22 protein-coding genes and 1 riboswitch are annotated in these 22,735 nt (G+C 55.0%); of the genes, 13 read left to right on the top strand and 9 right to left on the bottom strand.

Annotated elements, in window-relative coordinates; all coding sequences use genetic code 11:
* Positions 1 to 58: 58 nt before the first annotated feature.
* Positions 59 to 147: riboswitch (cyclic di-GMP riboswitch) on the bottom strand.
* An 833-nt stretch (positions 148 to 980) separates the two neighbouring features.
* The 9 genes from LY622_RS01290 to tnpA all read right to left on the bottom strand — a co-directional run bounded on the left by LY622_RS01290 (position 981) and on the right by tnpA (position 5,910).
* Complete coding sequence (locus LY622_RS01290; protein WP_234289235.1) at positions 981 to 1,310, bottom strand: YqaJ viral recombinase family protein; 330 nt, start codon at positions 1,308 to 1,310, stop codon at positions 981 to 983.
* Positions 1,311 to 1,367: 57 nt separating this feature from the next.
* Positions 1,368 to 2,123 (bottom strand): ERF family protein, encoded by a 756-nt coding sequence (locus tag LY622_RS01285; RefSeq protein WP_234289234.1) that lies wholly within the window; start codon positions 2,121 to 2,123, stop codon positions 1,368 to 1,370.
* A 10-nt stretch (positions 2,124 to 2,133) separates the two neighbouring features.
* Positions 2,134 to 2,319, bottom strand: coding sequence for a hypothetical protein (locus tag LY622_RS01280; RefSeq protein ID WP_234289233.1), 186 nt, complete (start codon positions 2,317 to 2,319; stop codon positions 2,134 to 2,136).
* A 112-nt stretch (positions 2,320 to 2,431) separates the two neighbouring features.
* A complete protein-coding gene (locus LY622_RS01275) occupies positions 2,432 to 3,271 on the bottom strand; it encodes a DUF932 domain-containing protein (protein WP_234289232.1) in 840 nt (279 codons plus the stop codon).
* Positions 3,272 to 3,468: 197 nt separating this feature from the next.
* Positions 3,469 to 3,780 (bottom strand): hypothetical protein, encoded by a 312-nt coding sequence (locus tag LY622_RS01270; protein ID WP_234289231.1) that lies wholly within the window; start codon positions 3,778 to 3,780, stop codon positions 3,469 to 3,471.
* Between the two features lie 720 nt (positions 3,781 to 4,500).
* Positions 4,501 to 4,701, bottom strand: a complete 201-nt coding sequence (locus tag LY622_RS01265; protein ID WP_234289336.1) for an IS66 family transposase — start codon at positions 4,699 to 4,701, stop codon at positions 4,501 to 4,503.
* Entirely contained in the window at positions 4,623 to 4,973 is a 351-nt protein-coding gene (locus LY622_RS01260) for an IS66 family transposase (RefSeq protein WP_234289335.1), read from the bottom strand. Before LY622_RS01260 ends, LY622_RS01265 begins: the two co-directional genes overlap by 79 nt.
* 383 nt (positions 4,974 to 5,356) lie before the next feature.
* A complete protein-coding gene (tnpB, locus tag LY622_RS22600; RefSeq protein WP_369413708.1) occupies positions 5,357 to 5,476 on the bottom strand; it encodes an IS66 family insertion sequence element accessory protein TnpB in 120 nt (39 codons plus the stop codon).
* A 113-nt stretch (positions 5,477 to 5,589) separates the two neighbouring features.
* Entirely contained in the window at positions 5,590 to 5,910 is a 321-nt protein-coding gene (gene tnpA / locus LY622_RS01255) for an IS66-like element accessory protein TnpA (protein ID WP_234289230.1), read from the bottom strand.
* A gap of 397 nt (positions 5,911 to 6,307) precedes the next feature.
* Here tnpA and LY622_RS01250 point away from each other — a divergent pair, with 397 nt between their 5' ends.
* From LY622_RS01250 to LY622_RS01190, 13 genes are all read left to right on the top strand, one after another.
* Positions 6,308 to 7,432, top strand: coding sequence for an acyl-CoA dehydrogenase family protein (locus tag LY622_RS01250; protein ID WP_234289229.1), 1,125 nt, complete (start codon positions 6,308 to 6,310; stop codon positions 7,430 to 7,432).
* A 9-nt stretch (positions 7,433 to 7,441) separates the two neighbouring features.
* Positions 7,442 to 8,575 (top strand): 4-hydroxybutyrate dehydrogenase, encoded by a 1,134-nt coding sequence (gbd, locus tag LY622_RS01245; RefSeq protein ID WP_234289228.1) that lies wholly within the window; start codon positions 7,442 to 7,444, stop codon positions 8,573 to 8,575.
* 30 nt (positions 8,576 to 8,605) lie between these two features.
* On the top strand, positions 8,606 to 9,751 hold the full coding sequence (locus LY622_RS01240) for a CaiB/BaiF CoA transferase family protein (protein WP_234289227.1): 1,146 nt from the start codon (positions 8,606 to 8,608) through the stop codon (positions 9,749 to 9,751).
* A gap of 78 nt (positions 9,752 to 9,829) precedes the next feature.
* A complete protein-coding gene (locus LY622_RS01235) occupies positions 9,830 to 11,425 on the top strand; it encodes an aldehyde dehydrogenase (NADP(+)) (protein ID WP_234289226.1) in 1,596 nt (531 codons plus the stop codon).
* Positions 11,426 to 11,629: 204 nt separating this feature from the next.
* Positions 11,630 to 12,703 (top strand): type 2 periplasmic-binding domain-containing protein, encoded by a 1,074-nt coding sequence (locus tag LY622_RS01230; RefSeq protein ID WP_234289225.1) that lies wholly within the window; start codon positions 11,630 to 11,632, stop codon positions 12,701 to 12,703.
* A gap of 136 nt (positions 12,704 to 12,839) precedes the next feature.
* Complete coding sequence (locus LY622_RS01225) at positions 12,840 to 13,352, top strand: TRAP transporter small permease subunit (protein WP_234289224.1); 513 nt, start codon at positions 12,840 to 12,842, stop codon at positions 13,350 to 13,352.
* Positions 13,349 to 14,680: a TRAP transporter large permease gene (locus LY622_RS01220; protein ID WP_234289223.1), complete on the top strand. Its 1,332-nt coding sequence runs from the start codon at positions 13,349 to 13,351 to the stop codon at positions 14,678 to 14,680. The genes LY622_RS01225 and LY622_RS01220 overlap by 4 nt, the downstream gene beginning before the upstream one ends.
* A 628-nt stretch (positions 14,681 to 15,308) precedes the next feature.
* Positions 15,309 to 15,935 (top strand): TetR/AcrR family transcriptional regulator, encoded by a 627-nt coding sequence (locus tag LY622_RS01215; protein ID WP_234289222.1) that lies wholly within the window; start codon positions 15,309 to 15,311, stop codon positions 15,933 to 15,935.
* Positions 15,936 to 16,249: 314 nt separating this feature from the next.
* Positions 16,250 to 16,471 (top strand): hypothetical protein, encoded by a 222-nt coding sequence (locus LY622_RS01210; RefSeq protein ID WP_234289221.1) that lies wholly within the window; start codon positions 16,250 to 16,252, stop codon positions 16,469 to 16,471.
* Positions 16,472 to 16,897: 426 nt separating this feature from the next.
* The gene (locus tag LY622_RS01205; protein WP_234289220.1) at positions 16,898 to 18,574 is read left to right on the top strand and encodes an AMP-binding protein; all 1,677 of its coding nucleotides are present in this window, start codon (positions 16,898 to 16,900) and stop codon (positions 18,572 to 18,574) included.
* 1,223 nt (positions 18,575 to 19,797) lie between these two features.
* Complete coding sequence (locus LY622_RS01200) at positions 19,798 to 20,973, top strand: CaiB/BaiF CoA transferase family protein (protein WP_234289219.1); 1,176 nt, start codon at positions 19,798 to 19,800, stop codon at positions 20,971 to 20,973.
* Between the two features lie 69 nt (positions 20,974 to 21,042).
* Complete coding sequence (locus tag LY622_RS01195; RefSeq protein WP_234289218.1) at positions 21,043 to 22,212, top strand: glycoside hydrolase family 88 protein; 1,170 nt, start codon at positions 21,043 to 21,045, stop codon at positions 22,210 to 22,212.
* 140 nt (positions 22,213 to 22,352) lie between these two features.
* Positions 22,353 to 22,735, top strand: a 383-nt coding sequence (locus LY622_RS01190; protein ID WP_234289217.1) for an electron transfer flavoprotein subunit beta/FixA family protein, incomplete at its 3' end; no start/stop codon positions are given.

Raw genomic sequence — 22,735 nt, 5'->3', positions numbered from 1 at the left:
CTTATTATCCAGAAGGAAGAGTGCAACAGGGAGAGAATCCCAAAATGAGACTCAGTCGAGTAGCGGCCCCTCGATCCTGAGATGCGAACATCCCTTGGACAGGTAGCTTTGCGTCACCGCTTTTCAGCGGCTATGCCCTTGTCAACATATTGCCTGTTTTTTCAGGCATCAGGCCATCGCGGATATCAGCCTGATCAGCGTTACATCACCCGTGTGGCGTTGTAACCTGAACTTACATTAGTTGAGTTTCTGGCTTGGTACAAGAGTTGTTTTTTATGTTTGGAAGAGTCGGGTTCGGGAAATTATTTATCGACAATACATAAGTAACATTAGGCTTTTTGCGAAAACTGGCTGTGCTTTACCATGCGGCGTTAAAAATTAGCTCAAAGTACTCTTTTGCGTCCCGCAAACTGTTTTTATCGCTGATTTCTGCCTTTTATTTCCTTGGTTAGCAGACTTCTCGGAAAAACCTAAGTAAAGCTGTAATTGTGATGTGCGGGGTATTGGGTCAGCCACAATCGGTCCAGTTCCCGGTGCGCTCATGGGGGGATTTCAGCTGTCGCCGACACCTGCAATCAGTGCCAGTGTTGCGCTTATTGCTTGAATTCACGATTCAGGGCATCGAGCGACGACGCTGAAGAGAGGCATTACTGGCGTTTCTCAATGACATTGATAGGGCGGTGGAAGTGAATCTCGAGGTTCAACCCATCCAGGAAAAGCATGGGTCACACAGGATCGATAAGGGGGGGCATGATATAACTTGGGAGAGCGGGTATTTTTCACAATCGGTGAGAGTGGCGCAAGCACCCAATAGCGACAAAGGTTTGATTCGGCATTATTGGATGGTATAAGGCGAAAGGGCGAGGCCGTTTAAATGGTGGGGAAGTGCTGATGGGGAGTCAGCCGGCAGACTCCCCATGGTGCTTTTTGTTCTACTTTCCACCGTGCTTTCCGCTTTCCGCTTTCCGCTTGGCGCCGGCTTAAGCGGAACTTCCGTGGGCGGCCGTAGGGTTGAGGATGATGCCGACCTGCTCCAGACGAGACAGACCAGTCGCTTCCTGATAGAGCTCCCGTGCCATGGGCTCCAGCTCGTGGCCGCGCTGGGTGTGGGCGTTGCCCTGGAAGGCACCCGAGGGCTCACCGGTGATGCGTTCGCCGATCAGCTGATGCATGTAGCTCAGCGCCCCGGCACCGAAGCCTCCCGGCCCCTTGCCCTTGACCAGCAGGGTTTTCAGCTCGGACATGGTGACGATACCGAGGCGGGCGGCATGCCACTCGGGCGTGCCCTGTTTCAGTGTCAGGATCTGCATGACGATCTCCTTGGTGACATGACGGCATAGCGGCGAGGGTCACCCCTCGCCGATGGCTCAGTGACGTGGATGATTGGGCAGTGCCCGCTTCTGCAGGGAAGCGCGTAGCTTGTCGAAGTCGCAGCGTGGTACGCGCTCGACCTCGCCGTACTTGCCGACGAACCACTCCTGGGTGGTGACAGGACAGGCGGTGATCAGCTGCTTGAGCTGGCTGGCCTGGAACGGCGTGACCATCTTCACCGGTGTCGCGGTATGGCCGTTGGCGTCCTGACCGCGGGTGGTGATGTTGAGCAGCGCGCACAGCACATAGCGCTTGCCGTAGCTGGTGGAAGAACCAAAGGCCTGCACGGCGTTCTTGTTGCCGCTGACGTCCGCCGGTAGCAGCATGCTGGTCTCTTCTCGGTGCCCGTCCTGATGCATCAGCACGCCGGTGACCTGGATGCCACGCTCCTGGGTCTGGATACGGAAGCTCACCGCAAAGCCGTGACGCTGCATGATCGGCCGCACGGTGTCGACGATGTCCTCCAGGGTGGCGTAGGCGCCGTTGTTGCCCTGGCCACGTTCGGCAATGCTCGGCAGCTCCGTCTGCATGGCCGCCATGGCGGCGCTGTAGGCCATCAGCGCCTGGCGGTCGAGCACACGCTCCTGCATCTGTAGCAGGCGCTCCATCTTGTCGATGTCGACATCGGGGTTGAGAGCGGCACGCTCGATCACCTGGATGATCGCGGTGCTCTCCTGCAGCGGCTGGGCAGCGGGTTGAGTAGTTAGCTGGCCGTTGCCCTTGGCAGGCTTGGGTTGGATCGGGGTCGCCATGATGGCCTCCTTACAGATAGCGGTTGAAGACTTCATGTAGTTGGTCGGCAGGGACCGGCTCCAGGGACACGACCACGCGATAGACCTGGCCCTTGGCCAGCACGTGGGTGTGGGCATGTTGTTTACCGGCCCCCAGCAGCTCTTGAGATAGCTGGGTCAAGGCGCGGCAGATCTCGAATGTCATTGGCGATTGCATGAGAGCCTCCGAAAACAGAACGCCCGGCCTGTGAAGGACCGGGCGCTATGCCGTGAGATGGATGAGAAGGTTGATGGGGTGGAATGCGAGCGATAGGCGACGCCGGTGCCGATCAGGCCACCAGCGCCATGGCCGACGCCAGGGCCTTGTCCTTGAGGCTCGCCCCCTGGCCGAACCAGGCCGAGTCCATGCGGTAGTCATTGCTGCGGGCGCGCTTCTCGTGGTCGACGTACTCGGTGATAGCGTTGAGCAGGCCCCAGGCCGTGCTCTGGGCGGTACACAGCTGAGAGCCCCGTCCCTCGCCGTGGTAGAGCTTCTGGACGCGGTTGAGCGCCCGGACGTTGGGCAGCTTGGAGGGATCGTCCAGCGGTTCCTCAGCGTTGCAGATTACCGACTGGAAGTAGGTCTTGATCTCTGCCTGGCTGACCTTGCGCTCGGCCAGGGTCTTCATGCGGTACATGAAGTCGTCCCACTGCGAGACGGAGATGCCTAGCTGTTGCTTGACCCGCTGCGGGTTGAACTCGGTGCTGTGCGACACCTTCACGCCCTGGCTCATGCCATCCACTGCGATGGTCAGGGTGTTGTTGCACACCGCGCGGACCGAGGTGGGAGTCACCAACGTCGCCAGCGAGCCGTCACAGGAGGTCGCCAGCAGCAGGTAGGCGTTGACCTGATCCTGCCCCTTGATCGCCGTGCCCAAGCCGCTTCGGGCCAGTGCCCAGAACTTGCGACCGCCCTTGAGCACCCCGGCGGTCTCCAGCTCATACCCCGCGTACTCAGTCAGGTCCCGATAGAACTCCAGCACCTCTTCGGGCTGGACCACCTTGTAACGCTGGGAGGCCACCGACAGCGGTACCCGGGTATCCGAGCGGTAGAGCACCTTCTGCTCCGGGAAGGAGTGGATACTGCCCAGGTGCCCGGCACCATCGGCGATGAAGCGCACTGGTGACATCTTCGATGTGCCAGTCCATGCCGGCCTGCTGCCGCCAGACCTCCAGCGGTTGATGACGCGACAGTTGCTGCCCCAGGCCATGCTAGGGGGTGTCGCCGACGTAGGCCATTTGCTCGATCAGATGTGCCATGAGAAAACTCCTTGACGAAAAAAACCGACAGAACGCCGGCGGATAGGTTGAGGGAGGGTTAAGCGGGTCAATCCAGTACGCGGAAGCTGTGACCGCATCCCAGGCACAGCCAGGGGGTGCCCTCGCCGGCAGGAAACAGGTGCTGAATCATCTGATTCCCTGCGGCAGCCCCGGCGATACCACTAGTCGCTGCCGCGATTACCGCAGCGGCGATCCGGGTGAGGGGAATGGAGCTGGTCAGTAGACGACCGGGGGAATATAGCGACGTGTAGGTGCCCTTAAGGGAGCCGGCCAGCGCGCCAGCGGATATTCCTAGCTTGCGGACGGTCTCGAGGTTGGTGATGTGCTGCGAGGCACAGCGCGAACAGGGTGGGGGCATAGCAGGTCTCCTGTGCCGATGAAAAGCCCGGGGCGGGCTGAGGTCACAGGAGTGATATAGATGTCAAGATGGATGGATTATTTCTCGGCAGCATGACCTCCGAACTTCAGTCAGTCCTATCCTGACAAAATCATAGCGCCGAGCCTTCCGGTACTCGCTTTCTGTAGCGCGTCAATCTGGATGAGAAGCCAGCGACAATCAGGATGAGAACCGGGGTTTCGCGGCTCCTTCGAAGTTAACACCATCTGTGACGACAGCCGGTGGTCCTTCTCGAGGCGGTAGGCGGAAGCGGTGCTGAAAGCCGCCTTGGCAGCGGCGGCGGCGGGACTATTACTACGGCGAAATTCATGTAAAGCCTCACTTGGTGATCGGTGATGTGTCGTCCCGGCACGGGGTGGTCCTCTATGGAGAGAAGACCACTCTATGCCGGGTTGGCCGCGATCACCCGGCGGGCTTCCCTGGGAGGACCTTGCCGTTTTTGTGTCGTCGAGTCCGTGCGGGCTACGCTCTCACGACCTCGACGACACAGGTCTCGGCTTTCTCATCTTGATTGTCGCGTGACTCTAATCCTGATTGTCGCTGAACACGCTTTCGCTCCATCTCCCACATGAAGCCTGCCCCTCAACTCCCCGAGGAAGTCACGGGCATGCTGCCGCCGCGCCCTTCGGTGATTTCGTAGATCACCGCCCTCAAGCCGGCGTAGGGTGTGGTGGCATCGGGCTAGAGGTAGACCCAGTGGGTCTTCTTCTTGCCCGGGACCAGCATCGGCACCGGGGTTGCATCGGCATGCAGCACTGGCTCGCTGAGCAGCAGATCGCGTAGCGCATCGAGCGGCGCCTGGGTCAGCGTCTCGCAATCATCGCAGACCCACTTACCGCGAATATGCCGTTCGACGGTGAATACGCCCGGCGTGTAGTCCAGATTTTCGCTGACTTCCTGGCCGATTCGCCGCAGCTGGCAGCCATAGGGACAGTGTTCGCTTTCAGGGTCGTGCAGGATTTCGACGCGCGGCAGACCGGGGGCAAGGGTTTACGCTTGGGCTTCTTCTTTGCCGGCGGCGGTGCGGCGGGCGTCAATGCCTCCAGCTCAGGCTCGATGGCGGCGATGTCGGCATCGACCCCCTCGTCCAGCAGACTGTTCTGCATGACGCTGTGGTGTTCGCTGCGCTGGCCGAACGTGTACCGCCTGAGCAGTGCCAGTTCATGGGGCAGCTTCTGATTGACCTGGTCGCTGTGCCGAAGCGTCTTGTGGTTCTGGTGCAGCGCCTCCCTTGCTGCTCAGCCTGCGATATCAGCGTTGCCGCCAGGTGGCGGAGCTGATCGGAGAGAGTGGAGACAGATCGGGCGTTATGTTTATCCGAAGAGTATGCCAGCCTCCCGAGGGCAGTGGGATTAGCGCATCAGCGAATAGCCTGGCCGCTGTTTCTGTGCGGTTCATGGCGGAGGCCTTAGACCACCGAGATCACACCACCAGAGCCGAGGCGCTTCCAGGGCAGGCCTTGCACCAGTGGCGTGACCTGCTCGGGACAGAGTTCGATGCGATCGCCGTGCCAGTGGCCGGCCCAGTGGAACTTGCCCTAGTTCAGGCGCCGGGCGCACAGCCAAACGCCCAGGCCATCATGAACCAGCACCTTCATGCAATTGCCGCGCCGGTTGGTTAATAGGTAAGCGCTGTGCGGGCGAGCCGCGCCGAACACTTTCACCACCCGAGCCTGCGCGCATATCCAGCGGCTCGGTCGCCAGCCAGATCTCGTCGACGCGGATAATCTCAGCAGCCCCTTCAACCATTGCGCGCACTGGGCCACCTCGGTTACAGGCCAATGCACAGTGATCGTGCCCCAGCCGAGGGCAGCTCGATGCGGATCTCCCCGGGGATGGTGCTCGGCACTGGAAATTCACCCGCGGATGGTGGCACTGGAAGGGGCACGAAGTCGGGCACGGCCGGCAACTGGCTCTGGCGCTTGGCCTTGCGGATCCAGGTCTGGACGAGGTTAGTGTTGAGCCTGTGCTGCAGCGCGACCTGGGCAATCGAGGTATCTCCCTGCAGGCAGGCGGCGACGATCTTGGCCTTGAACGGCGGGGCGTAGCGACGACGGCGGCGAATCTCACGCTCGGAGCTTGGGGGTGTCATGAATAGGTGCCCACTTATTAATAGATAGGCACCTAATACCACCGGCTTGAGGCTTCAGCGGAAGGTGTGTTCACCGGTCGGATACTCCCGTCGGTCAAGGCCGCTCGGTTAGCTGCTACATATTCTCCTCTCCAGATGGCTACGGACTCCGTCCCGACCATCGCGGTGGGGTCAATGAATGCTTTCGATCCAGACAAGAAGAAATGAATAAGGTGCCTTCTTCGTCCGGAGGCGTGGCGGGAATTAAGCTATTGATTTAATTGAATAACAATCCCTTTTTCCATGTGGTCTTCCCCTGGTTTAGGTCCACGGTTAATAATGTTGACTACACGGGTAGTATGTGATGTACTGCCAGCATTATGAGAACACAAAGCCACCACCGAATAGGGAGGTCCCGATGCTAGAAAAGCATGAGTACGAGGAATTCCGCAGCGCCGTACGCCGCCTGGCCATCAGCAAGATCCAGCCGCATGCGAGTGCCGTAGACAAGGAGATGCGGTTCCCAGAGGAGGCACTCGAAGCCTTCAAGGAACTGCAACTGGTCGCACTTCCCTTCCCGGAAAGCATCGGTGGTCACGGAGGGGATCTTTTAGCTCAAGCGATTTCCCTAGAAGAGGTTGCAAGAGTTTGTGCTACCTCATCACTAACGCTGATGGTGATTTGGGCCGGCCTTGGACCTATTGCGCGGTATGGTTCAGACCAGCTGATCGACGAAATCATCAAGCCCGCGCTCGATGGGGATACTGTAGCCTCAATCTGCTTGACCGAAATCCACGGTGGGTCCGATGTCTGGGGTGGAAAGACAAAAGCGGAGCACCAGGGGAATGACTGGGTCCTCAATGGTCAAAAACGCTACATCACCAACGCGAACCGTTCCGAGTGGTACACGGTGCTTGCTCGCACCAGCGAAGAGGAGTTTGGCATCTTCGCAGTTCACAAGTCGGACCCGGGGCTCTCCTTCGGCAAGCTGGAATCGAAGATGGGCGTGCGGGGTAGCCCAACCGCCGATGTGATGCTAGACGACTGTCGGATCCCTGAATACCGCTGCATCGGTGATTCTGGCAAAGGTAATCATTATATGACGGAATCGCTCGCTATCGCCCGACCAATGATCGCTGCTCAGGCGCTAGGTATTGCCCAAGGCGCTTTGGATGCTGCTATCGAGTATGTTAAAGAGCGCCAAGTTTTCGGACAGCCCGTCGCCCGCTTTCAAATGACGAAAGGCACGATTGGTGACTTGGCAACCAAGATCGAAGCAGCACGCCAGCTGCTCTACCACGCATGTGAAGCCTCTAACAACAAGCAACCGGATGCACGAGTGCTTGCTTCTATGGCCAAACTGCTTTGCAGTAACGTCGCGATGGAAGTTACAACAGAGGCAGTTCAACTTCACGGCGGTGCCGGTTATCTGACTGACTTCCCGGTTGAGCGTATGATGCGTGATGCAAAAATCACACAGATATACGAGGGCACAAGCGAGATTCAGAAGCTAATCATCGCTAAATCCTTCCTTTCAAATTGAGAGCAACCTATGATTTCCCCTATTAACTATTTAACCAATATCAAGTTTGGCCAAGGTGCCATTTCGCTATTGCCGGATGAGCTCAAGGCTCTCGATGTGAAGTCTCCCATGCTGATTACCGATGCCGGTTTGGTCGAAACTGGGCTGCTCGAACATGTCAAGATAACGGCAGGGTTGACCAACGAAGTCATAGTATTCGACAAGACGCCGGCGAATCCCACCGAAGTGGCAGTCGAAGAAGCCCTTGTGCTTTTTAAGAAGGCCGGTTGTGATGGTATTGTCGCCGTCGGCGGTGGCTCGAGCATAGATCTCGCCAAGGCTGTTGCGTTGTTGGTCACACATGAGCCACCACTGCGGCAGTATGCTGCCATCGAGGGGGGGGTTGGCAAGATCAGCAAAACTGTTCCGTTGGTGGCCGTTCCTACGACAGCGGGTACTGGTAGCGAAGTGGGACGTGCCTCACTGATCACCATGAAGGACAAGCGTAAGCTGGGCTTTTTGTCTCCCAACCTTGTGCCATCCCTGGCAATTTGTGACCCTGAGCTGACCCGCTCGTTGCCGACGGGCCTGACGGCAGCGACCGGCATGGACGCTATCGCACATTGCATCGAGACCTTCCTGAGTCCCCGCATCAATCCTCCCGCCGAGGCAATCGCCCTAGATGGATTACGTCGTGCCGCTATACACCTCCCTAGGGCCGTGCGTGATGGATCCGATATGGAATCGCGCTGCGAAATGATGATGGCAGCCCTGGAAGGGGCGCTGGCATTTCAGAAGGGACTGGGCGGCGTTCATTCAATGTCACATGCACTCGGTGGACTTAAGGAACTAAAGCTCCATCATGGCACCCTGAATGCCGTTCTTTTGCCCCCTGTACTGCGCTTCAACCAAGATCATTGCGGTAACAAATATGGCCGGATCAAAGAGGCGATGGGGCTAGCCCTCGAGGCCGACCTCGCGGCCGAGTTCGAGCGACTCAATACGGCGTTGGGAATGCCGAGGAACTTGCGCGAGATGGGAGTAACCGAGGACGTCCTGGAGGAAGTGGCTCAGTGGTCGTACGAGGATCACTCCACTGCCACCAACCCGCGACCGGCAACGGCACAGGATTTCCTGAAGTTGCTTAAGGAAGCTCTGGATTAATATGTTCCGGGAAACTGAGGCGACAGATACATGAAGCACCAAAATACGATCCTTGAAGGTGTCCGTATCCTGGACCTGACTCGACTTGCTCCTGGCCCCTACGGCTCCATGCTGCTCGCCGACCTAGGAGCAGAAGTCATTGTCGTTGGCGGTGGTCGATCCGGCCTACCAATAGAATCTTTTTGTCGCGGCAAAAAATTTTTAAACTTGGATATGAAAACCGATGCTGGTGTGGATGCTTTTAAACGCTTGGCAAGGAGTGCAGACGTCGTGATGGAGGGCTTTCGGCCCGGTGTCACAGAGCGACTCGGTATCGGTTATGAAGTCCTACGAAGTGTCAATCCGCGACTGATCTACTGCTCACTGACCGGCTATGGACAAAGTGGCCCCATGGCCCAGGAAGCCGGTCACGATATCAACTATCTCGGCTATTCCGGGGCATTGGGTGCTATAGGGCCGGCCACTGACTCTCCAGCGATACCGCTCAACTTGGTGGCTGATTTTGCCGGCGGTGGACTCTACGCAGCCTATGCGATCCTGGGTGCACTCTTGGAGCGAGAACGCTCCGCTCTCGGCCAGCATATCGATGTAAGCATGGTCGATGGCTGCATTTCCTTGATGGCGATGCACTACTCTGACTGGGGTAAGCCGGTGCTGCCGTCGCGAGGCAAGGGGCTACTGACGGGCGAGGCCCCCTTCTATCGGTGCTATACCTGCGCAGATGGCAAGCAGCTAGTAGTCGGAGCACTCGAAACCGCCTTCTTCAAGAACCTGTGGCAGGGGCTCGGCTTCGAAGAGCCAGCGCCGGACCATATGAACCGCGCTACTTGGGCCGGTATGACAGCAAGGTTCGAGCAGGAGTTTGCACGGCTGTCGCGGGATGCTTGGGTGGAGCACTTTGCAGGAAAAAATGCCTGTGTCAGCCCGGCTCTGAGGCCGGATGAAGTTTTTTCTAATTCCCATATCCAGGCCCGACACCCTGAAAGCTCAGGTTATCCAGTGCCTGCTCTCCCCCGTTACTCGCGATCTACCGTAACAGCAAGAGTTAGCGAGCCGGTCGACCATTCAGTTGAAATTCTCTCTGCCTTGGGACTATCCAGTGAACAGATCGACAAAGCGGTCCCCTCCGGCCATCAAGTGAGCGGACTGGTATGGCCGCCAGCTCTCAAGGGATAAGCAAAAAGTCCGGAGACACTCGTTCGCGTGAGACAAGAGGTTTAGGCGATATCCCGAAAATAATATTTGGAGAAGTGTATGAGGTTGACCGGTCAGTTACTCATCGGAAAGAGCCCTGTCACAGGCAGCAAGGCCGTTATTAATGCCATAAATCCCGCTACCGGTGAGACTCTGGAGCCAGGCTATGCGGGCGGCGGTACTGATGAGGTAGAGCAGGCCAGCGAGCTAGCCTGGGCGGCCTTTGATACCTATCGAGAGACAGCTCTCGAGGTGCGTGCGAGCTTTCTCGAAACCATTGCCAGCGAGATCGAAGCTCTCGGCGATGAGCTTATTCAACGCTGCATGCTCGAGACCGGTCTGCCCTTGGCACGCTTGGAAGGAGAGCGCGGTCGCACTTGTGGCCAACTGCGGCTGTTTGCCCAGGTGGTACGCAGTGGCGAATGGATGGGCGTGTGTATTGATCCCGCCCAGGTGGAGCGTACGCCCATGCCTCGCAGTGACCTTCGCCAACGGCATATCGCACTGGGCCCGGTTGCCGTCTTCGGTGCCAGCAACTTCCCATTGGCTTTCTCGGTGGCCGGCGGAGATACGGCCTCGGCCTTGGCTGCAGGCTGCCCCGTGGTAGTCAAGGCGCACTCTGCTCACCCGGGTACCTCGGAACTGGTGGGCCGCGCCATTCAAGCTGCAGTCGCCAAGTGCCGGCTGCCGGAAGGGGTGTTCTCCCTGTTGTTCGGTTCCGGTCGTGAAGTGGGGGCGGCACTGGTCGCTGATCCACGAATTCAAGCGGTGGGCTTTACCGGCTCACGTTCCGGTGGAACAGCGCTGATGAAGATTGCCCAGGCACGCCCTCAGCCAATTCCGATGTATGCCGAGATGAGCAGCATCAATCCGGTATTTCTCCTGTCCGAGGCTCTGGAGGCCCGATGCACCAATATCGCTAAAGGCTTCGTGGGCTCTCTTACCATGGGCGCCGGCCAGTTTTGTACCAACCCCGGGCTGGTCATTGCGGTCAAGGGCACGGCACTGGATGCTTTCCTTGACGCCACCAAGGAGGCATTGCATGACACCACTGCCCAGACCATGCTCACGCCGGGCATCCACCAAGCCTATAAAGAGAGCGTCAACAATCTTGCTACAAGTGGCAAGGTTCGTGAATTGGCTCGGGGCCGGGCCGGTGAAAGTTCTCACCAAGGACAGGCTGGCCTCTATGTGGCGGCCGGTAGCGATTTTCTCGCCGATGAGACTCTGCAAGCAGAGGTCTTTGGCGCCACTGCGCTGGTAGTGGAGTGCGCCGATATGGCGGAAGTGCATAGCATCGCCGAAGCCCTCGAGGGCCAACTGACCGCTACCCTGCAGTTGGACGATGGCGATCTTGCGTCTGCCCGGGCCCTGTTGCCCATTCTTGAGCGCAAGGCTGGACGCATCCTGGTTAATGGCTTTCCCACCGGGGTCGAGGTATGCCACGCCATGGTTCATGGCGGACCCTTCCCGGCCACTTCCGATAGTCGCACGACCTCAGTTGGGAGTGCCGCGATTCACCGCTTCCTCCGTCCGGTGTGCTACCAGGACCTGCCGGACGCGTTACTACCCGAAGCGATCAGGGATGGGAACCCACTCAATCTCAACCGACTAATCGATGGGCGTAGACAGCCCAGTCCTGACACAAGGGGTTAGGTACTAACATACAGCTAGCATCAGTGTTTATTCTGCTTTACGTGATGGATGCACTTTACCGAGCCCTGAATGCTTTGGCTGAAAGAAACACGGGTAAGACTGCTACTTGCCCCGCCCGGTTGATGATAGAGCATAACAGTTCATGCGTTCCGTCATCGACCACAACATGCCAGCAACCTGTAACAATAATTAGAGGTAACAACCATGGCTCTAAAAAACCGATATGCGCGAACTGCAGCTATCGTGACCGGTTCTCTGCTGCTGTCTGGCGGCTTGGCGCAAGCCGATCAGGCCGAATGGCGGATGGCCACGCCTTGGAGTGGAGGACCGTGGCTTGAGCGAGATGCCCAAGGGTTTATTGAACGAGTCACTCAGTTGACGGATGGCCGAGTGAATATCACAGCCTATCCGAGTGGGACTCTTGGTAGTGCCCTGCGCGTCACCGACACTGTTAGATCCGGCGCCGCACAGATCGGCCATAACTACGTTGGCTACGATTACGGCCGTGATCCCACTACGGCATTGCTGGCGGGTCACTCTGCAGGTATGACGCCGGAGGAATACATGCTTTGGATGTACAAGGGGGGTGCGGCTGAGCTTTATGAGGAGTATCGTCTTGAGGAGTTTGATGTCGTAGCCTTCCCCTGTGCAATCCTCGGAACGGAAATATTCCTCCACTCCAATAAAAAGGTAGAAACACTGGAGGACTTTCAGGGCCTGCGCTTACGGACCTCTGGTTCATGGGCTGAAGTTGCATCCCGGTTGGGCGCTAACACCGTGGTTATGCCCGGCGGTGAAGTGTATAGTTCGTTGGAGCGTGGCGTCATCGATGCGGCGGAGTGGGGAAGCCCGGAGATTAATCGACCGACGGGCCTTCAGGACGTGGCGCAATATGTCATTGTGCCTGGCATACACCAGTCAGGCGGAGTGCTTGAGTGCGAAGTCAATCAACGAGCTTGGGATGCGTTGTCCGAACTCGATCAGGATATGCTGAGATTAGCTGGGAAGCTCACGGTATTTGAAAGCTGGCTGAACAGTTCCTTTGCAGATCTTGAGGCCTATCAAGAACTTCTCGATGGCCCCAATGAGATCGTTCAACTGAGCGATGAGTTCCTAGCGGCTGTAGCTGAAGAAACAGAAAAATGGGAGGATGAAAAAGCTGCAGAAAATGAGTGGTTCAAGCGTATTCTCGATTCACAGCGACAGTTCAAGAATTCAATAAGTGTATGGCCAGAATACCGTCTGTCAATTGGCGAAACTCTTGGAGGGAGTCGTTGATACCCAAAAACTAGGGAGAGGATAGGGCGGCTGCTACCGCTCTATCCAACACAATGACCAGCAGCATCCACATAGCCGATATGGGGAAGCTTGGCCCTTCAAACACCCCCAGTACAAACGTTAGCAGGAACCACATATGTTTTGGGTAAGCAAAATCGAATGGATGACAAGGTTTTCAGGAGCCTTGGCTGCCATCTTGGTATTACCATTGATTGGCGCTCTTATCATAGAGGTTGTCAGCCGGCATGCTTTTGGCTCCCCAACTGCCTGGGCATATGAGGTCAGCTATATGGTGATGGGTGCCATCTTCATGCTTGGGATGGCCGAGGCACTCCGGGTTCGCCAGCATGTCAGCGTCGATATCATTAGTGGTGCGCTGAGCGCTCGGACGAATGCGATTATCCAAGTGCTTGGCTATTTGTTACTGCTTCCGATACTCGTATGGCTTGTTTGGGAGTTGTCGAATTATGCATACACTGCCTTCCAGACCAAGGAGTCCTCCGGCCGTTCGGCCTGGAGTCCTGTCGTTTGGCCGCTGTTCAGCATTTGGTGCCTAGGTTTCTTCATGTTAGCTTTGCAAATATCTGCTGAGCTTTTGAAAGCTATAAGCATTATTTATGGAAATATGGGAAGGAGTGACAAGACATGAGTTCATACATGGCACTCCTTATGTTTCCGGTGCTAATGGTATTTGTATTTGCCGGGTTCCCTATCGCCTTCTCGATGATTACGGTTGCGGCATTATTTGGCTTGAATATATTTGGCGATGCGGCAGCATACCAGCTTATGACAAAAATTGAGGACACTGCTTCCAACTCAATCTTGGCTGCGGTCCCGTTATTCATTTTCATGGGGGCCATACTCGAAAGGTCCGGCATCGCCGAGCGGCTGTTTGAGGCCATTCATATGTGGACAAAGCGACTACCCGGTGGGTTGGCAGTTGGAGCTATTTTGCTCGGTGCTATTTTTGCTGCATCGAGCGGAGTTGTCGGAGCGACAGAAGCCGTGATCGGGATGCTGGCTATACCTGTAATGATGAAATACGGTTATAGTAAAGGATTGATTTCTGGAACTATTTGCGGCAGTGGCTCCTTGGGTACTGCCATTCCTCCGTCAATTACCGTGGTGATCCTGGGGCCAGTGGCTGGTGTATCCGTCGGCAACCTGTTTGCTGGTCTCCTTTTCCCTGGACTCATCATGGCGGCCTTGTTCATCTTGTATGTGATTGGCATCGCTTATTTCAACCCACTTGTGGCCCCGCGAGTCGACGTCGAAAATGAGGATAATGAATTCGGGCTAGGCAAGAAATTGAGAATTACGCTGCTTGCGTTTGTGCCTACCATGCTGCTGATATTTACTGTGCTGGGTACTATACTAATGGGAGTTGCCACTCCCACAGAGGCGGCTGCATGTGGTGCGCTTGGTGCCCTAATACTGTCAATTGCGTACAGAAACCTATCGCTCAAAATACTCACGAATGCTCTGACCAAAACTGTCACTATTACCGCCATGATATTATTGATTGTCTTGGGAGGCAGTATGTTTGCGGGTGTGTTCTTCGCTTCTGGTGGGATGATGACAGTGCAAGGATTGCTGACTGGAACAGGGCTATCGGGCTGGACCGTTATTGCCGTTATACTGCTGCTAGCATTTATTGCTGGCTTTGTGTTGGACATGATATCGGTGGTCCTGATACTCATTCCTGTGGCCATGCCGATTGTGCGCATGTTGGGGTTTGACGAGATTTGGTTTTGTGTAGCGTTCCTCGTCGTGCTTCAGACAAGTTACCTGACACCACCTTTGGCACCAGCGATTTTTTATCTGCGCTCAATTACTCCGCCTTCGATAACATTGAAGCATATGTATCTTGGTGTGATCCCTTTTATCATTGCGCAGTTGGCCGTGCTATTGCTACTTGTTTTTTTCCCAAGCATTGCGTTATGGCTTCCTGAAATAATGGGCGGACCTGCTTGGTGATAAAGCCGCGTAGACTTGCGTGTATTTGATGAGGTGATAAGTCTTGTGCTAGAGGAATATGCATCCTTGATTACCTATAGGGTAGCGGGTCCTCGTACTCGGCACCATGCCCGCGCTTTCTCGGCTTTCGCCGCCCAAGTAGGAGCCATTGATCTCGATGCGCCCGGCCAGCGTCTCCCCCTTGGTTACGCTTGCTGCCGCATGTGCTTGAGCTTCTAGGCGGCGGTGTAGCTGGCACCGAGATCACGGGCTAGCAGTTGCAGCGCCGAGAGGCTATTCTTGCTCTGGGTCAGCAGGTAGATGGCCAGAGACTGGATGCTTAGTGCTAGATGGGTGATATGGAAGATAGGGGCGACGGTGAGCGAGGACTGATGATAACATTGATATATCCTGCGGGCGAGCTGGTAGCCGGTGGTGTTGACTCAGTTGGGGCAAACGAACCATTGGGCCAGCGAACCTGAATGATGGCCGTCATGGGCTATGCTTTCGTGCCTTACTGCTTGAGAAACACCGGCTGCGGCTGATGGACAGACTGATCAGTCGTTATGCTTTATAATTATGACTGTTGAGTTCACTAGTTGCTCTGTATAAACTGATATTCTAAACGATTTTTTATGAGTATTTTTCGATGAAGAAAGGGATGAATAAGAAGGAGCTGTCACGTGAGCTTAGTACCTCACGGTTGACAGCAGCAGCTTTCGAACTCTTTGTGGTTAGGGGGTATCATGCCACTAGTTTGGAGGCGATTTCTTCCAAAGCAGGGCTTACCAAAGGTGCTGTTTATTTTTATTTTGGCAGCAAAGAAAATCTCATTCTGCATATGTTTGAAGCTTTGGAGGAAAATATTGTTATCCCTCTTGTTCAAGCTGTTCAGGAGGGGGATGGTTATGAAGATAGTATCATTCGCTATATCCATCGTGGTGCTAATTTCGGAGCGGAACGCCCTCACGAATTATTATTTATGATAAAACTAGCGATTGAGTTTACGCATCAAGAAGGCCCAATATCCATTGGCATCAAAACGCTGTATGATAAGGTCTATGCAGCTTTAGAAGAGGCCTTGAATAAGGCGCAAGAGCAAGGGTCTCTGTCCCAAGAGATTGAGCCTAGGGCTTTTGCCTCAATGATTGTCGCAGTACATGATGGGATGATGCTGGAGTGGCACTTACGAGCAACGGAGATCAGCGGTCCTCGGCTTGTGAAATATGTTCGCCATATGTTGCTCCATGGAATAAAAGGTTCTGGTATGGATTGACCTGTCGAGGGTTTGGTTGTCTCCAGTGCAAGCAGTTGTCCTCAATGCCTATGGGGGCAGGAAGCGAGGGCTAAGTGCCCCATCTGAAGTTTTAGCGGAATATACAATCCAGGATCTCTGACACGGACGGAACCACGGCAAGGCACTTCGTAGCCCCTCTCATGGCGCAGCATGCCCGCGACATCCTCTGGGCTCTTCATCGGTTCCCCTCGTACCAGTGTGTTGGGAACCTTTCATCCGGGCTGCTGCATGAATGGACCCTGTTGGTGAGATCACGGGTGGCAATTCTCCGTGTCGCCAGGGATCAGTTTTCCATGTCGCTTGACACGAAGGATCCGCCACCACTGGCGCGTCGAGAACCAAGCGCATTGCTCTTGGATGCCACCTTTGCTGATGATCAGATGCGGGCCCATACGCCCATTGACAGGTATATCCTGGCCATCCTCAAGCAATTGACATTGAACCTAATCCGTCTGAAGTCCTATGCGCCGCAGGGGCAGACCCAAAACCAAGCGGATCATCGCCGCGAAATCTGATGTTTGCCGAGCTCACTTGCTTGGTATGATATGAGAATCAGACTACATGTGCGATCACCCTGTCCCTGCAAGGTGATCGAGCTTTTCTTCCAGCTCCTAGGCGCCTGGAGCACGGTTGCGTTGCCCACCCTCATTGGGGATATACTCGGAACTATAGAATAGAGAAAAAAGAATACAATCCTTCACAAATCAGCCTGAATCAGTGAATCATAGCTTTCGTTGTAGGAGGACAGCTTTGTTGCACGAGCGACGCAGACAGGTGCCCAGCTTTGCCACCTAGGTCTAGTGGCGTTGCGGGGGCCTCAGCCTCCAGTCGCGAGACAGAGTATGCCTGATACAACTTCCCTGCTGGCGATTCACGTCAAGCTGCTAATTGTCAAAATTCGGCGGCAAAAGCTCTGTCGCCATCCACCGTGAGGAGCTCCGATGTCTCAGCACAAGGCTCAACTATCATCAATTTCAACTGAAGATGTAGGCCAGTGGACCGTGCCTCAGATTGCTTCGAAGAGAATCGCGATGTCACCTGATAAGATTTTCGTGGAAGAGGTGAACGGGCCATCAGAAAGTTATGCTCAATTCTGGAAGCATGCTCAAGCTTTCGCTTACTACCTGAGTGAGCTTGGTATTCAGCCTGGGGACCATGTCGTAATCTTCGCCTCCAACAGTATTCCAGCACTACATGCATGGATGGCCGCTGGCTTACTGGGAGCGGTCGATGTCTCTGTGAACACGGGGTTTCGAAGTGGCAGCTTGCAGCACGTGTTATCTATTTCACAACCTAAGGTGATCATCAGCGATGTTGGACTGCTAGCCTCATTGGCAGAACTGCCGGATAAGCCATCCACCCTTGAACACATTATTGTGATAGGAAGTGCTGTACCAAGAGGCCTGTCATCGACTTGGGTTGGTCGAGTAGCTATACATTTTTACAAGGATGTCCTAGCGGTCGAATGTCAACAGAGTGATGGATTTCCAGAGGCAAAGCCTGCCGATTTGGCTACCATAGTTTTTACGTCGGGCACAACCGGCCCAGCAAAGGGTGTCATGATGCCCCATGCCCAAGTTTGCTTGATCGCTCATCAAACCATACAAGAAACCGAAATGCATGAGAGGGATGTATTCTATAATGCACACCCTCTATTCCACATTGCAGGGAAGTTCATGGGTGTCCTAGCAACTCTCGCGGCAGGAGGAACCCTTATTCTTGGTCGTAAGTTTGATGCAAAATTCTGGCTGAACAATATACAGAAATATGCAGCTACAATCGGAATTGCTCATGGACCGATGATCGAGATGATTTATGCCGAAAATTCTCGACCCGATGACAAAAAACATACGCTAAGAAGGTTAATGTGCTGCCCTCTCCCCAAGGGAATCGGTACAGAATTTCAAGAACGTTTTGGTCTCAAAGCCATCGAAATGTGGGGGATGAGCGAGATTGGGTGTCCTGTGTGGACCTCCCGCCAGTCAGTGCCTGTTCTTGGTTCATGTGGTAAGATCCTGACTGAATGGTATGATGTCAATATAGTAGACCCCGAGACTGATAAACCACTGCCAGACGGGGAGCCTGGTGAGATCGTTGTTAGGCCAAAACATCCATGGACGACCATGCTTGGCTATCTTGGAATGCCGGAGGAAACCGTCAGCTCATGGCGCAATCTTTGGTTTCACTCTGGAGATATGGCGTATCGCGATAGCGTAGGAAACATGTTCTTTATGGACCGTATTGGAGACCGTATCCGACGACGAGCGGAAAATATCTCTTCCTACGATATTGAGGCCGCAGCGATGGAGCATGCAGGAGTGAAAGAGAGCGCAGCGGTTGGTATACCCTCCGGTTATGAGTTTGATGATGACATCGTTATTTATGTCATTCCTAGTGAAAAATCGATGCTTAACCCGCTGGAGTTGTTAAATTTTCTCTCACAGCGACTTCCGCACTTTATGGTGCCTCGCTACATTGAAATCCTAGAGGAGTTTCCTCGTACGCCGACAAACAAGGTGAAGAAAAAGGAGTTGCGTAGTCGAGGATTAGGACCAAAGTGCTGGGATAGAAAAGCCGAGGGTGTTTCACTAATATCGCTTCACTCAAATAATGAATAAGTAATTAATATAAACGACAAAATGCTGAGCATGCAATATGTTCAGCATTTTGTTGGCGAATTGAAATTAGCTTAATGTGCTTTAATTCGGCTTCTAGTCGTTGGGCGTGGAGTTCTCCCCCGGCGTTGGGCCACGATAGAGCCTGCCTGACGACAGGAGGTATGGCATGGGCAGCCCCCCGAGTTCGACAGATATAAGGTTAATTGACTGTTTTACAGAAAACACGTTTCTTAAATTGGCAAACACACTCGGCTGAAGTCGTCCACGATGTTCAGCACACGAAACCGACGCCTGGAGGCCAGCTGGTCCGACACGAAGTCCATCGACCAGCGCTGGTTGGGCCGGTCCGGCAGTGCCATCGGTGTCCTCGGCCGGATCAGCCGCTTACGTCGCCGGTTCGGACCTGAAGGCCATGCCCGCCAGCCGGTAAGTTCGCTTGCGATTGATCACCAGGCCCCTCTGACGCAACAGGGTATGCAGTAGCAAGTAGCCGTAGCGGGGGTAGCAGGTCGCCAAGTCTTGGAGACGTGCCCGAAGCGGCTCATCGTCACGAGGCATCACCTGGTACCGAGCCAACGATCTTGCCAGGCCTAGCAATCGGCAGGTGCTTTACCGCACTCCGCTTCGCTTCGGGCGTCACCACTTTCCCGAGACAATCTCCTTGAGCGCGGTATTGTAGAGGGCGTTTTCCGCTAGCAGCTTCTTGAGAGGGGGGCGGTCTCCAGCTCACGCAGGCGCTTGGCCTTTGAGATCTCCATGCCGCTGTATTTGGCCTTTCAGCGGTAAATGGTCTGTTCGGTCACGCCATTCTGCCGGGCCGTTCGGCGACCGATACGCCGCGCTCGTTGTCTTTACGCTTCATCGCAAGATCTCCTGCCATCAGGGTAAACGTAGCGGGAGTCTCACATTGGCGGTGGATCGGTTTCTGGAGGAAAGATCAAAAGAGGCCAGACCCCCTGACCGGTCAACTAGGTGTCGGTGAAGTCGATGTCGTCCGAAATGGGATGAGGCGCTCCCTTGGGTATCGCCGCGCATGTCGGGTAAATGTTGTGACAATTCTGAGCGTTTTCAAAGACATCTGACTGCTCTTTTTCGTTCAAGTCCTTGGCTGACACTGCTCCTTATCCGGGGGTTGGGCATTGCCCTGCTTGCACGGACTTGCGAAAGCACATAACATACTATACAGTCAGTATGTTTCTTGCTTGATGTAATAGGAGTCACTTATGAAGCCACTATCGGGCATTACCGTGCTGGAGCTGGGGATGGTCATGCAAGTGCCTTTAGCAGGCCAGATGCTAGGAGATTACGGGGCGAACGTGATAAAAGTGGAGCGCCCTCCCCGTGGCGACATCATGCGCGACCTCGATGAAGTGGGCACTGAGCGACAGGAACTGAGCTGTTACTATGCGGCAGTAGGTCGCAACAAGCGCTCCTTGTGCCTGGATCTCAAGCAGGACGAAGGGCGCGAGATTTTGGGCAAGCTGATCGACCAGGCTGACGTCCTTATCCATAATTTCCGGCCGGGTGCCATGGAGCGTCTTGGCTTTGGGTATGAGAAGGTGACTGAACGCAATCCTCGCCTTGTCTATGCCGCTGGTTATGCATTCGGTGAAAACGGTCCGCTAGCTGGGATGGCTGGGCAAGACATGCTAGCACAATCTCTTAGTGGCTTCGCGCTCAATGGGGTGGAAGATGGTGGCCGGCCCCGCCTGACTTCGACGCCAACGGTAGATTACGCTGCAGCTGTCTCCCTTACCCAAGGTATCTTAGCGGCGTTATTTGCTCGTGAACGTACCGGCCGCGGTGATCTTGTTACTACCTCGTTATTCGATGTCGCGATTGCCATGCAGCTTCTTGAAGTGTCCAGCCGTTCCCTCTACGACTATCGGACAGACTGGCTGCAGTACGCCATGCTATTTGCCACAAAAGACGGGTGGATCACCGTACTGACACTGTTTCGTGAAAATCCATTGCAACTGCTTTGTCAGGCGTTTGGTGAAGAGGATATGAGTCAAGACCCAAGTCTTAGTCACGCCAGCCTTCAGAGAAAAAATATCACCAAGGTGCATGAGAAATTTGATCCAGTGATCAAGCGATTTACTACTGAGGAATGTATGGCGAGGTTGTCTGGTACGGACATCTTGTGTGCCCCGGTACTGAATTTGGATGACGCCCTCGTGCATCCACAGACCAAGGAGAATGGAATGATTTTGGATGTGCCAATTCCTAGTGGAAAGAGTGTGCAGCTTGCAGGAAACCCCGTTAAGCTGTCGAGCTATCCTACCGAGGTTGACATCCCCCCCGCCATGCTGGGGGAGAATTCAGCTGAGATCCTCTCCGAGTTTGGTTATACCGATGATGTTATATCAATTTTCCTCGCTAAGGGCGTCATCAACTAGGCAGATTAAAGACTTGTGATGTCAATCTAGGTTGCCTCCTTCAACGATAAAGTAAAGGCTCGATAAATAATGAAAAATGTCGATAGCATGAAGAATTTGGACGATATCCTATTTGATGATGCAATAGAAAAGATGCTGTTGCGAGCTCGTCAGACTGCTGAAAGTCACCTTCAGGGCTTCCCTCATTATGCAGATGTCGAGACTGGCAACTGGACCACTACCAATGATGGTTTCTGGACAGGAGGTTTCTGGCCAGGCACCCTCTGGCTAGCAGGCTATTACTCCGGGGACACTACTTTCTGGCAAGAGGCCGCACAATGGAACGATAGCCTTGAGTCTCGGGTTGAGTCCGACTCAGTGTTTCGTGGCTTCCTGTTCTATTTCGGTAGCGCGGTTGGTGCGGACCTTGCGGCCAATGAGCGTGCAGCTGAGCTGGCAGTTCGTGCTGCCCAAAGTCTCTGTTCTACCTTCAGGCCACATACCGGCCTCATGCCTTTAGGCTCTTCGGCCGAAGAGGCCCATACGGTAGGTGAAAACGAGACCAACATTGATAGTCTTTCTGCCAGCCTCGTCCTTGCTTGGGCTTCTGAGCGGACAGGAAATCCAGAGCTTAAGCGAGTTGCCATTGAGCATGCTTTGACGAATGCAGATTTTTGTGTGCGGGAAGATGGGTCCGTCTGCCAGTCCGCCAGTTTTGACAGTGAAAGCGGTAAGCTATTACGTACCTACACTCATAAAGGCTATGCGCTAGACTCGACTTGGGCCCGTGCTCAAGCTTGGGCCATGGTGGGCTATGCTTATCTTGCGACCAAGATGCCGGAAGAACCACGTTTTCTTTGCCTCGCCGATCGTGTATGCCGCTGGTGGATGGATAATGTCCCGCAGGACTTGGTGGCGTATTGGGATTTCGACGCACCGCAGGAGGATGGGACCAAGCGTGATACCTCGGCGACGGCCATCGCCGCCTACGCCATGCTGAAGTTGGCATCCGTCCATGAAGACCGGCGCTCAGCTCGTGACTACCAGCGCTTGGCCCGCGAGACGGTAAGGGTTCTATGTCGTGATTATTTGACACCGACCGCGGATGATGATCAGAGGCCTGTGGGTATACTTACCCAAGGATGCTTCGACCATACTCGGGGCGTGGCGACCGAGAATGAATTGATTTGGGGAGACTACTTCCTTTTAAAAGCGCTTGGTGTTCTTACCGGTGCCTTGCCGGTCGACCGGCCCCGGTAGCATCTGACTGCTAATCGAAGTCGCCAGAGTCATGCCGCTGGCATGAATACCTTGGAGAAAAAGGGCATTCATGCCAGTTTCCTCGAGCGGTACTTGCTATTTGTCAAATAACTCCCACACTGTGTCATAGAGGTTTTACTGTGAAAGTACTCGTCGCGGTCAAACGCGTCATCGACTACAACGTCAAGATTCGCGTCAAGGCGGATCATTCCGACGTCGACCTCACCAATGTCAAGATGGCCATGAACCCCTTCTGCGAGATCGCCGTGGAAGAGGCGGTGCGGCTGAAGGAAAAAGGCGTGGCCACTGAGGTTGTGGCCGTGACCGTCGGCCCCAAGGCCGCCCAGGAGCAGCTGCGTACCGCCCTGGCGCTGGGCGCCGACCGTGCCATTCATGTCGAAACCGACGAGCGCGTCGAGTCGCTGGCTGTGGCCAAGCTGCTGGCCAAGGTGGTCGAGGAGGAGCAGCCGGGTCTCACGATCCTCGGCAAGCAGGCCATCGACACCGATAACAACCAGACCGG

This window comes from Halomonas alkalisoli (assembly GCF_021412585.1).
In the GTDB taxonomy this organism is placed as follows: Bacteria; Pseudomonadota; Gammaproteobacteria; order Pseudomonadales; family Halomonadaceae; genus Halomonas; species Halomonas alkalisoli.
This window is presented reverse-complemented; position numbering and strand designations above follow the sequence as displayed.